Origin of the sequence: Flavihumibacter sp. (assembly GCF_036676075.1) — a bacterium.
Lineage (GTDB): Bacteria > Bacteroidota > Bacteroidia > Chitinophagales > Chitinophagaceae > Flavihumibacter.
In genome coordinates, this window is record NZ_JAKFDQ010000006.1 from 162,339 (window position 1) to 174,498 (window position 12,160).

Below are 12,160 nucleotides of genomic sequence, written 5' to 3' on the forward strand. Positions count from 1 at the left end.
TTAAAATTTCGGACAGGGTATATCCTTGCCGCCAGTACTTGGCTTTTTGATATATATCAGGCTCACTTCTATGCCACCACGTCGCATGGATGCGGTTTTGAGCGCTGATGTATTTACATCATAAGTTACCCCTAAGCGTATATCTGCAAATTCAAATCCTACATAGGGGATAAAAGAATCACTAAAACGATACCAGGCACCAGCATAAAATTGTGTGGGTCTTTCGAAGTCGTCTATCAGATTATATGCAACGGCGCCACCAACCACTGTTTCATTTGCCCCTGCCTGTCGTGAATGTAAACCCGATAGGTGGAGCGTGGTTGCCTGCCCCACCGGCAGGTAACCCCCACCATGAACACTAACCCTTGGCTGCAGGGTATAATTTCCGTTGGTGAAGTTTTCCTTAGGTCTGTTCAGGTGGTATACAGAAGCACCGATATAAAAATTATCATCTCCATTGGTTGATCCGCTGTATAAAACCCCGGCATTGAAATCAAGATAACTTACACTGATTCTGCTGCCATCAACTGCCTCGCCGCTGGGATTGGTCCAGGTGCCATCAAGGGCAAGTTCATTCTCAAAATTCAATTCTGAACCATCCAGGCGTTTGCTGGTATAAACACCCTGGAAGCCAACACCCAACTGGTGTAGTCCGTTTTCATCGAGTGATTTATGATATGCTGTAGAGAGGGCAAAATAGTTACTGTTAAGTATACCGTTTGCTGTTCGGTCACTCATGGCCATCCCTCCAACACCCCATGTATCGAAATCAGGTAATTTTCCTGACATTACCGGCGCGTCTAATGATATGGTAGAAGTGACGAATGCTTTGCTTATTGCAGGCCATTGGTCACGATAGTTACCGGCAACGCGAAGTTGGCCGTTGAACTTTCCGGTATAAGCCGGGTTAAGCGTAAGCGGGGAAGCAAAGAATTGTGAGAAATGCGGATCCTGTGAAAGGGCAGGAAGGCCAAATCCCAAAAGCAATAGTATTATTGGCAGGGTTCTCATAAATAGGTCCGGTAAAATACAAATTTTAATATTGGGCGGGGTTAAAATTGTGACTATTGCTGTTGCTTTACCCCATAAGCCAGGTCTCCGGCATCGCCGAGGCCGGGTACAATATATCCTTTAGCGGTAAGTTCATCATCAATTGCACCGCACCAGATGCGGACATTTGGCTCCAGGCGATGAACATATTCTATTCCCACCGTACAGGCAATTGCAGCAACAATATGAACCTCCCGGGGCTTTCCTTCATCGCGAAGAAACTGAATGGTCTTAACAAGTGATGCACCTGTTGCGAGCATGGGATCAGCAATGATGAGAATGCGATCTTCCAGGTCGGGACAGGAAACATATTCCATGCTGATATCAAAACTCCCGTCGGGATTATGTTTCCGGTATGCGGATATAAAAGCATTGTCTGCCTTATCAAAATAGTTGAGAAGTCCCTGGTGTAGTGGTAATCCGGCCCGGAGAATAGTGGCTAATACAGGTTGCTCCTTTAGTAGTTTACAATTGGAGATACCCAACGGGGTTTGTGTATCAACCAGTTCATGCGCCATGAATTTGCTGATCTCATAGGCGGCAACTTCACCGATCCGCTCAAGGTTTCTTCTAAAGCGCATACGGTCGCCCTGAATGTCAACATTCCTGATTTCACTGACCCAATCGCACAAAAGGGAGTATTGCTTGCTTAGATTGACCACCATGATTTTCCTGTTTTTTTGCAGGCGGCAATCGTTGTAATTTGCAGCCGCTATAACAAATCTAAAGTTCAGGCAGGTAATTCTAAAACATTTTTTCCCATGGTCTATAAAGCAATAGGTTTAATGAGTGGCAGTTCGCTAGATGGATTGGACATTGCCTATGTTCATTTACATGCTGCCGGAGGCAACTGGTCAATGGATATCCAGCATTCCGAAACACATCCTTATACACCAGAATGGGCGGAAAAACTGCGTAACGCTATCAATCTTTCAGCCCTGGATTATATGCTTCTTCATGCAGATTACGGTCACTATATTGGTAAAGCTGTTAATGATTTTATTGCCCGGTTCGGGCTGGAGCATAAAGTGGATATGATCGCCTCACATGGCCATACCACCTTCCATCTTCCTTTAAGAGGAATGACCGGACAGATCGGTGATGGTGCTGCTATTGCAGCCGAAACGGCCCTTCCCGTTATCTCCGATCTGCGTGCACTCGATGTAGCACTTGGTGGTCAGGGTGCCCCGATTGTGCCCATTGGTGAGAAATTATTACTTGGCGACTATGGATTTCTATTGAACCTGGGGGGTATCGCTAACCTCTCCTTCAGGAAAGAAAATAAATATTATGCTTTTGATGTTTGCTCTGCCAACCGGGTATTGAATCTACTTGTTCAACCGCATGGGATGCAGATGGACGAGGGCGGGAAGATAGCAGCCACTGGTAATATTGATGAAGCCCTTCTTTCGCGACTTAACCTTTTGGACTACTACGGTATGGCCTACCCGAAATCGCTTGCCAATGATTTTGGTACCGATGTGGTTTATCCACTGGTTGAATTTGCCGGCCTCCCACTTGCAGATTCACTTAATACATATTGTGAACATATTGCACACCAGGTTGCTGATAGCATTAGTCATATTGCTGCAAAAGAAGGAATGGTAACCGGGGGGCAACAATTATTGGTGACAGGAGGAGGGGTATTAAATGATTTTCTTGTTGGCAGGATAGCAGCACATCTCGATCCTCTCGAATTAAAAATTGTAGTGCCCGATCGTAAGCTGGTAGAATACAAGGAAGCGGTAATAATGGCACTTATCGGCGTTCTGCGCTGGCGCGAAGAATACAATGTGCTGGCTTCCGTAACAGGTGCCAGTCGTGATAGTATAGGCGGTGCACTCTGGTTGGGAACGGATGCCTGATTGTTACAGTGAGGGATGGCTTGCATTTTCCGGAATGTTTTTATATTTTTCGGAAAATCACGTCCCATGGAATTCCAAACCTTTGAAGAATTATCCAACCGCTATCTTGGCCTGTTGGAAGAGTATGCAAACACAGAAGCTGAAAAAAAGCAACTGGAAGCAGATATTCAGCACAAAAAAGCCAACTATACCCACGCTGTCGACATTATTGGTGACAGGTCATTTCTAGAAGAGGTAGACCAGTTATCGAAGTATATGTATGAGCTGCAGGCTGCCCGTAATGGTATCAGGGAACTGGAGGAAAAGTTTGTTGAGAAACTGGAACTTATCGCACCGCTTGTACTCACCCATAATGCTCGCCGCAGAGGGAAAAGGATCACCTATAAATACGAAGTAGAGAACGGTAAACTGAAAGTTACACTTGATGTTCCTGCTGTAACAAGCCAGGTGATCATGGCGCCGTGATTATAATCAGATCCCAAGTTGGGCCTTAAGTTTTGGATATCCCGTTTTACTGACAGGAAGTTGTTTGCCGTTCCTGAGAATGGCCATCCAGCTTTCTTTTTCGTGTGGGTGTAACCGTGTGATCTCACGGATGTTCACTATGCAGGATCTGTGAATGCGAACAAACCGGTCAACAGGTAACTGCTTTTCTATAGCGGCCATTGTGCGGTTCTTAAGCCAACTGCCTGCCTGTGTAACAATGCGCACATAATCATCGGCTGCTTCAACATATTGTATTTCCTCCACAGGAATTATGCGGATATTATTATTTTCTCTTATTACGATCCTGTCAATTTGTTGGGGGGAGATACTTGCAGTTTCCAGCAACGACTGGGTATGTTCCAGTGCTTCTTTTTTTTCCTGCTCATCCGTTTGCTTTGCTTGTTGCTGCAGAAATTTGTCTACAGCTTTTTTAAACCGTTCAAGGGTGAAAGGCTTCAGTAAATAATCAACGGCATTCTGTTCAAAAGCCCGTATGGCATATTCATCGAAGGCGGTGGTGAATATAATGGATGGTGGCTGGTCAATTAATTCCAGCATTTCAAAACCATTGATCTTTGGCATCTGGATATCGAGAAATACCAGGTGTGGGTTTAATTGCTGTATGGCCTTCAATCCCTCAAATCCATTCTGGCAAACCTGTATCACCTCAATTTCAGGATACTGTTCCAGAAATTCTTTCACGATCATTGACGCGAGTGGTTCATCATCAATTAAAATGGCTTTATACATTGGTCTGCGGAATTTTGATAGTAGTGATATAGTTGTTCCCTTCCGGATGCACAAGTAGTAGATCCTGTCTGCCAAAGAGGAGGTAAAGCCTTCGCTGCACTGCAGTTAAGCCAAACCCTGTGCCTTTCCTCGATCCTGTTGATGCAGGATCAAATGGATTTGAAACTGTTACCTGGAGAAATCCTTCCCTGCATTCAGTTTCTATATTAATGGTAACATCCTCAAGGGTGTCGTATAATCCGAATTTAATGGCATTTTCTACAACGGGTTGTAGCAATAATGGTGGAAGAAGGGCCTTGTCACAGTTTTCACCAATGCTGATATTGGTATTTAAGCGATGGCCGAATCTCAGCTTTTCTATTTCCAGATAACGATCGATCTGTTCCATCTCTTCAGTAAGTGGCACCAGGTCATCTTCCTTACTGTTAATGGTAGATCGCAAAAAAGTGGATAGCTGCTCTATCATTTTTCTCGCTTCCCCCGGCTTGCTGCCAACAAGTGCATTGATGCTGTTAAGGCTATTAAAAAGAAAATGTGGTTGGAGTTGTTGTCGCAATTTGTATAACTCAGCCTCACGCGCCAGCACCATGGTTTCTTCAAGCATGTTTCGCTGTTTAATTTCCTGCTTCAGCATATTCCATAGGAGGTTAAGGATTATCATCCATTCAACCATAAGCAGTGCAAAAGTGCCTCTCAGGAAAGTGCTCTCATTAAGGAACCGGATGTATTCACTGTTATCTTTAAGAATCGCCTGCAGCACCAGTTTGGCTGCAATATTGAAGAGGATTGAAAATACCAGTCCCACCAGCAGGATGATCCAGAATTGGGAGGGATTTGGATTATAGTACCGAAAAGTCTGGACAATCGTCATACTTGCCAGGCTCAGCATGAGCACATTTACAAGAGAGTCGGTCAGGCTCACCTGCAAGCCGAATCCCATTTGCAGGATAGCAATAAAGTTCATTTGCCATAACATGAAAATAAGAATGCCTGTTATGACCCTGAGCGAAGTATTGTTAAAAGGAATGGATGGCATCGGTTTGGGTTTGAAGGATGGCATTTGATCGGTTCAGGATCTTTTCACGGTATCCATCCGGATGGTCGATCTCAATTATATGATTGAATATCTCTGCGCCATGTGCCATCTCCCTTAGTGGCAGCAATTCTGTTACTGCAAGAAATTTCCATTGCACCAGTCGTTGGTTCTGATCAGTAAAACTAAATGCTTCCTGCTCCCCGAGTTGGTTAGCGATATTAAGGGCAGCTGAATGATCTGTAGCCCTGATCAATCTTACCTGTTCATCAAACTGCGGGCAATGGTTTCCGTTACCACATATGATCTCATACACCACCATGGCAATATACCAGTTCATAGTTAAGGTTTTGGTTGAAGTTATGGTTAATGGATAGGTTAGTAGCTCTGGATTTCGATGCCACCAAAAACGGCATTCGCTTCGAGAATGAGTATCTTATCAGAATAAATTGTATGTCGTGGGCGCTTATCTTCCACGCCGCCAAGAACAGCATTTGATTGCAGCTTTATCTGCCAGTGGGAAGGTACGATCAGTTTGATGCCACCAAATACCGCATTCAGTTCCAGTTTGGCCCCGGGTGCAAGATCACCATGTAATAAATTGATCTCGGCACCGGCAAAAACAGCAGATACTTCACCTCCTGTAAAGTGTTTGGAAATAACATTCTTGCGCACATTTCCAAAGATTACGGATTCATTCAATCGGTCACTCAGGTCATCTGATTCTGCAGCACCTTCAAAATTACTGTTGCCGGTAACGTTCTCTCCTGTGCTCGTTTGCTGGTTGGGTTTGCTGCTGAACATGTTTTTACCAGAACGACCAAAAATGAACAGGATACCCACTACTATCAACGCTGCCGGCAAGAAAAAATCCCGCGGAAGGAATTCAGGGAAGACATCATCGAGAAGAAAAAAACTTCCTATGAGAATTGGTATCAGCCATCCGATGGAACGGAACCTGGTTTGTATTCCCACAACCAATCCGATTCCAATAAGCAGCATGGGCCAGGTAAATATATAATCCGGAATGGGTACTCCCATTTTCCCTGCTATCAACAATATGCCAACCAGCACGAGGAAGATGCCGACTACTGCTGCATTGGATCTGTTCTGGCGTGATGGGGACCAATCATTGCCGGTTGAATAAGGTTTATTTGTTTCCTGCGTATCCATTGTTATAAGTTTTAACCAAAACTAGTTTAAGGGCGCAGCGCTGGCAAGGGCATTTAGGGGAATTGCAGTCAGATGTCGGTGAAATGCGGATGACAGTCGGTGAAAATGTTTGCCTATCGCTCAATAAAAGCAAATTCATTACCATTGAACAATCCTTTATCGCTCAGCTTGAGTTCGGGAATCACCAGCAGTGCCATAAATGATAATGTCATGAAAGGTGCGCCCAGCAATGATCCCAGGTCTTTTGCCATAAGGTCTATCTTCGTATATGCTGCCGCCACCTCATAGCCATCGTCGGTACTCATTAGTCCGGCTACCGGTAATGGCAACACCATGGATTTGCTTCCGCTAACGCAACTGATACCACCACGTTCGGCTATAACCAGGTTTATTGCCTCGCATATAGATGCATCATCCACCCCCACGGCAATTATATTGTGCGAATCATGTGCAACGGAGGAGGCAATTGCGCCTTGTTTGAGACCAAAATGTTTTATAAAACAGGTTGCAGCGGGTGCCTCCTTATAACGGTTTACCACAACCAGTTTCAGGAGGTCTTTCTTAACGTTGGAAACATAGCCACCATTCTCCACAATAAGATCTTCGGCTGTAAGGGGAAGGGTTTTCGTAATTAATTGTCCGTCCATAGCTTCGATAGCCGGCATAGGATCTTTATCTGCTGCAATAAAAAGATCTTCCACAACACGGGGTTTGCAATCAAAATGATTGATTGGTTCTTCGGCTATATGTTCCAGTAAGGACTTGCCATGTTTGGCTACCAACTGTCCTTCGATCCATGTTTCAAGTACATCAAAATTTTCAAGGTCATTCAGGAGAATAAAGTCTGCCGGATCACCTTCCCGCAATAGTCCCACATTCATATTATAATGCAGAACGGGATTGATGCAGGCAGCCTGCAAAACATGGAAAACATCCACTTCATGGTCAATTGCACGGGCGCAAAGCTGGTCGATATGTCCATTCACGAGGCTATCGGGATGCTTGTCGTCCGTACAAAACATGATATGGTCGGGGAATTCATGCAACAAGCCGATCAGTGCTTCGAAATTTTTTGCTGCGCTTCCTTCGCGGATGAGAATATGCATTCCATGTACCAGTTTTTCACGAGCCTCATCAGGCGTAAAACATTCGTGATCGGTACTTATTCCGGCGGCAATATATCGGGCCGATTCTTCACCTCTTAAGCCTGGCGCATGACCGTCTACGGGCTTTGCACGCTTCCGGGCAGCATCAATTTTCGCCATCACCTCCGGATCGCCTTTTAATACGCCGGGAAAGTTCATCATCTCACTTAAATAATAAATATCATCGCGGTCGAGCAATTGCGCAACGGCAGCAGCATCCAGGGTGGCTCCAGCCGTTTCAAACACTGTTGCGGGCACGCAGGAGGGGGCGCCAAAATGGAATTTGAAAGGTGATTTCTCGCCATTCCTGATCATAAAAAGCACCCCTTCAATGCCACAAACATTCGCGATCTCATGAGGGTCGGAAATGGAGGCCACTGTCCCATGTACAACCGCAAGGCGGCCAAAAGAGGAGGGCACCAGCATGGAGCTTTCAATATGTACATGGGCATCTATGAAACCTGGACAAACAAAGGGCGCTGCAGTATTGATACCATCCGAGAGCTTTTTTACCTGCCCGATCCGGCTTCCCTCCAGGTGTAATTCCCCGAAAAATATATTACGGGCCGGGATGTCAACAATATTACCCTGGATGATATTTTCCATAAAGCCTTGTTTATCATCGCAATTTACCCAATCACCATTAATTATATAAAAAATCGGTAAATCGGTGTAATGAAATGGATGGACGGGATACTAATAGGTATAAATACTTATACATTTGTGAAAACTACAAAAGCACATCACATGAAAACGACGAAACTGGCGCTATTAGGTATCACTGCTGTTCTGGGGGCATTCACCTCCTACGCGCAAACAGCTGATGAGGTGGTAAATAAATATCTTGATGCCATTGGAGGTAAAGAGAATTGGAAAAAAGTAAGCTCTGTTATAACAGAAGGTAATATGTCTGTTCAGGGTGCTGATGTGTTGGTTACCGCAACCGTTGTGCATGGTAAAGGAAGTCGTCAGGACATATCTGTTATGGGAATGACCGGATACCAGATCATGACTCCAACAGGTGGATGGAGCTATATGCCTTTCCAGGGTCAGGCACAGGCCGAACCAATGACTGAAGAAATGGTAAAGAAAGGAGCAGATCAGTATGATACGCAGGGTGCTCTTGTTGATTACAAGGATAAGGGACACAATGTAGAATATCTCGGTAAAGAAGATGTGGACGGAACAGAATGTCATAAGCTCAAGATCACGCATAAGAGCGGTAAGGAAGAAACCTACTTTCTGGATCCTGCTACTTATTATTTAATTAAGGCCATTAGTAAGAATAATGTGAACGGACAGGAAGTGGAGATGACAACTGCATTCAGCAATTATAAAAAATTGCCTGAAGGTATTGTTATACCGATGTCAATTTCACTGCCAATGGGCCCTGGTATGATGGCAGATATGACCATCACTAAAGTAGAGATCAACAAACCAGTTGCTGATTCTACCTTCAAACCTTCGAACTAATTTCTGATCATATTGCTTCAAGCCCGGACCACTATCCGGGCTTGTTCATTTAACCAAACCTATACCGCTATGCAAAGAATTCTTCTCCTTGCAGTTGTTGCTATTACAGCAACTAACCTTCATGCACAAACTAAAGTAAGTTCTGCCACATTTGGTACCATGGAAGCCCGCTGGATGGGTCCTGGAACCATGAGTGGACGCATTACCGCCATTGAAGGTGTAAACGCCGACAGTAAAACTATTTATGTAGGAACAGCCGGGGGTGGAGTTTGGAAAACTACCAATGCCGGCGCTTCTTTTAAACCTGTATTTGATAAGTATTGCCAGAGCATAGGAGCGATCGCCATCGATCAGAAAAATCCACGTACTGTTTTTGTTGGAACGGGTGAAAGCAATATGCGTAACAGTGTTTCCATCGGCGTTGGATTATACAAGACCACTGATGGCGGAGATAACTGGTCGCGCGTGGGACTCGATAGTACCGAACATATTTCTAAAGTGGTTATTGATCCCTCCAACTCCAATAATATTTATGTGGCAGCGCCAGGTCCACTTTGGAGTGAAAGCAAACACCGCGGTTTGTATAAATCATCAGATGGCGGAAAAAACTGGGACAAGGTTTTGTATATATCCGAGAAGGCCGGTTGTGCTGATGTTTCTGTTGATCCGCAAAATCCAAATACCGTATATGCCACTACCTGGGAATTCAGGAGGCTGCCTTATCTCTTTAATTCGGGGGGTAGTGGAAGTGGTGTGTATAAAAGTATTGATGGTGGAAAAACATGGAAGGAGCTGACAAAAGGCCTGCCCGCCAAACCATTTGGAAGGGTGGCACTTGCCCTTGCTCCGAGTGCGCCGCAAAACCTGCTCGCAATTGTTGAAGCAAAAGAAACCAAACTCTATATATCAGCCGATGGAGGAGAGAACTGGAAAGAACAGAGTGCAACCCTGAACGTGGTATCGAGGCCATTTTATTTCAGCACACTTGTAGTTGATCCAAAAGATCACAAACGCGTTTACCGTCCGGCTTTTTCTTTCTCTTACTCGGATGATGGCGGATATTCCTTCGCTGATGCGAGCAATGAAGGCGGCTGGGTGCATTCCGATCACCATGCTCTTTGGATAAACCCAAACTATACCAACCAGATGTACCTCGGAACTGATGGAGGAGTATATATTAGTATGGACAGGGGTGCTACCTGGATATTTGCGAGTAATCTGCCGGTGGGTCAATTTTACCATGTAGCCGTCGACAACCAGCAGCCGTATAGAATATATGGTGGATTGCAGGATAATGGTAGCTGGGTTGCCCCTTCGGCAGCGCCGGGAGGAGTTCAGAATGGCGACTGGAAGGCAATATATGGTGGTGATGGATTCTGGACCATACCTGACCCGCTTGATCCTGATATTGCTTATGCCGAATACCAGGGCGGAAATATGGGAAGAGTAAATCTTAAAACCTTAAAGAGCGTTACCATAAAGCCACAGGCGGGTTCAAATGATGCTAAACTCAGATGGAACTGGAACACGCCAATACATATCGGACAGAATAATCCGAAAAACCTTTATTGTGGTGCACAGTTTCTTTTTAAAAGCACTGATAAAGGAACTAACTGGACACGCATTTCTCCTGATCTTACAACCAATGACAAGAAAAAGCAGGAACAGGAAAACAGTGGCGGCTTAAGTGCCGACAATACATCAGCAGAAAATCACACTACAATTTTCGCCATTGCAGAATCTCCCCTCGATGAAAATCTAATATGGGTTGGAACGGATGATGGCAACCTGCAGTATACAACAGATGGCGGAAAAAACTGGACCAATGTGTCGGCCAATATTGCTGCTGCAGGCATTCCCTCTCAAACCTGGGTAAGCAGTGTGGAACCTGGACGGTTTAACAGGAATGTTATCTATGCAACATTCGACAACCATATGTATGGTGATCATAAAACATGGGCTGCGCGTTCAGACGATATGGGGAAAACCTGGAAAATGTTTACTAGTGATGAATTCACCGGGTTTGCACATAAGATAAAAGAAGATCTGGTGAATCCTGAACTATTGTTTATTGGCACTGAAATGGGATTATTCGCAAGTGTAGATGGTGGAGGAAGCTGGTTCAGGATGAAGAACCGGATACCAGACTATTCGCTTGTTCGCGATATTGCCATCCACCCGGTAACCAATGACCTGGTGATCGGAACCCATGGCCGCGGAGTGATAATTGTTGATGATATATCTCCTATGCGCGGGTTAACTGCAAATATATTGGATAAGGAAGTACATCTATTTTCGAACAAACCTGTGCCGCTGAGTTCCGGAAAATTTGGCGATGGAGGTTTTCCTCCAACGGGTGGATGGACAGCAGGAAATCCTGCCAGTTTACCAGCAGTACAGTATTATCTCAAAGAGCGGGTTATGACTGGCGATGTAAAACTTGATATTTATGATGCAGCCGGCAAACTGGTACAAACGGTACCAGGTTCAAAGCGCAAGGGAATAAATAAGGTTTACTGGAATATGCGGATGACTCCCATTAAGCCTGCCGCCGGTGGAGCCAAAATGGATTATGGAGCATTTGTAGCACCTATGGTGATGCCTGGTGAGTATACGCTGAAATTGAAAGTAGGGGAGAAGGAATATACCGATAAGATGGTGGTAGTACATGATGAGGGCAATAAGAATTTCAGCAAGGAAGATCTTGAAGCACGCCATACTGCGGCTATGGATCTCTATAACATGCAGGCTGATATCAACGCACTCATTACAAACATTAATGAAGAACAGCAGTTGTTGAAGAACAATGGCGAGAAAGTGAAGAGTGATAAGGTTAAGAAATTACTTCGCGATTATACCAGTTCTCTGGAAACATTAAGAGCTACTTTATTGGCTACAAAGCAGAAGTCTATTTTTGCGGATGAAGAACAATTAAGAGAAAGGATCAGTGAAGTATATGGCGCTGTTGCAGGCCAGGAGTCAAGGCCCAGTAACCTTCAGCTGGAGCGTATAAATGTTTTGAAAGGACAGCTTTCCACAGCCCGGTCAGAACATGCTAAGATCAGCCGTCAGTATGCGGATAAAGTTCGGCTGGCGCTTTCTAAGGAGGGGGTGAAAACATCCGATCCATTGAAAGATAAAACGGGGAGCTGAGCCTTCTGCGGTTGAAGATATGCGGTAGATAA

The 12,160-nt window shown here is 44.8% G+C and carries 11 protein-coding genes; 4 read left to right on the top strand and 7 right to left on the bottom strand.

Annotated elements, in window-relative coordinates; all coding sequences use genetic code 11:
- Both V6M43_RS00760 and upp read right to left on the bottom strand, forming a co-directional pair.
- Complete coding sequence (locus tag V6M43_RS00760) at window positions 1-1,011, bottom strand: PorP/SprF family type IX secretion system membrane protein (RefSeq protein ID WP_332732141.1); 1,011 nt, start codon at window positions 1,009-1,011, stop codon at window positions 1-3.
- 53 nt (window positions 1,012-1,064) lie between these two features.
- Entirely contained in the window at window positions 1,065-1,715 is a 651-nt protein-coding gene (gene upp / locus V6M43_RS00765) for a uracil phosphoribosyltransferase (protein WP_332732142.1), read from the bottom strand.
- A 96-nt stretch (window positions 1,716-1,811) separates the two neighbouring features.
- On the opposite strand from upp, the gene V6M43_RS00770 reads away from it, so the two are divergent.
- Both V6M43_RS00770 and V6M43_RS00775 read left to right on the top strand, forming a co-directional pair.
- Complete coding sequence (locus V6M43_RS00770; protein WP_332732143.1) at window positions 1,812-2,915, top strand: anhydro-N-acetylmuramic acid kinase; 1,104 nt, start codon at window positions 1,812-1,814, stop codon at window positions 2,913-2,915.
- A 66-nt stretch (window positions 2,916-2,981) separates the two neighbouring features.
- Window positions 2,982-3,380, top strand: coding sequence for a hypothetical protein (locus tag V6M43_RS00775; RefSeq protein WP_332732144.1), 399 nt, complete (start codon window positions 2,982-2,984; stop codon window positions 3,378-3,380).
- 6 nt (window positions 3,381-3,386) lie between these two features.
- Here the strand turns inward: V6M43_RS00775 and V6M43_RS00780 are convergent, their stop codons facing one another.
- The 5 genes from V6M43_RS00780 to ade form a co-directional block, all read right to left on the bottom strand.
- A complete protein-coding gene (locus tag V6M43_RS00780) occupies window positions 3,387-4,151 on the bottom strand; it encodes a LytR/AlgR family response regulator transcription factor (protein ID WP_332732145.1) in 765 nt (254 codons plus the stop codon).
- On the bottom strand, window positions 4,144-5,187 hold the full coding sequence (locus V6M43_RS00785; protein ID WP_332732146.1) for a sensor histidine kinase: 1,044 nt from the start codon (window positions 5,185-5,187) through the stop codon (window positions 4,144-4,146). The genes V6M43_RS00780 and V6M43_RS00785 overlap by 8 nt, the downstream gene beginning before the upstream one ends.
- Entirely contained in the window at window positions 5,168-5,524 is a 357-nt protein-coding gene (locus V6M43_RS00790; protein ID WP_332732147.1) for a DUF4288 domain-containing protein, read from the bottom strand. Before V6M43_RS00790 ends, V6M43_RS00785 begins: the two co-directional genes overlap by 20 nt.
- Window positions 5,525-5,562: 38 nt before the next feature.
- Window positions 5,563-6,357 carry a LiaF transmembrane domain-containing protein gene (locus tag V6M43_RS00795; RefSeq protein ID WP_332732148.1) on the bottom strand — a complete coding sequence of 265 codons (795 nt, stop codon included), beginning with the start codon at window positions 6,355-6,357 and terminating at the stop codon, window positions 5,563-5,565.
- A gap of 113 nt (window positions 6,358-6,470) precedes the next feature.
- Complete coding sequence (ade, locus tag V6M43_RS00800) at window positions 6,471-8,108, bottom strand: adenine deaminase (RefSeq protein ID WP_332732149.1); 1,638 nt, start codon at window positions 8,106-8,108, stop codon at window positions 6,471-6,473.
- A gap of 141 nt (window positions 8,109-8,249) precedes the next feature.
- On the opposite strand from ade, the gene V6M43_RS00805 reads away from it, so the two are divergent.
- Both V6M43_RS00805 and V6M43_RS00810 read left to right on the top strand, forming a co-directional pair.
- Window positions 8,250-8,975 carry a hypothetical protein gene (locus V6M43_RS00805; protein ID WP_332732150.1) on the top strand — a complete coding sequence of 242 codons (726 nt, stop codon included), beginning with the start codon at window positions 8,250-8,252 and terminating at the stop codon, window positions 8,973-8,975.
- Window positions 8,976-9,044: 69 nt separating this feature from the next.
- A complete protein-coding gene (locus V6M43_RS00810; protein ID WP_332732151.1) occupies window positions 9,045-12,128 on the top strand; it encodes a WD40/YVTN/BNR-like repeat-containing protein in 3,084 nt (1,027 codons plus the stop codon).
- The last annotated feature ends 32 nt before the right edge of the window (window positions 12,129-12,160 follow it).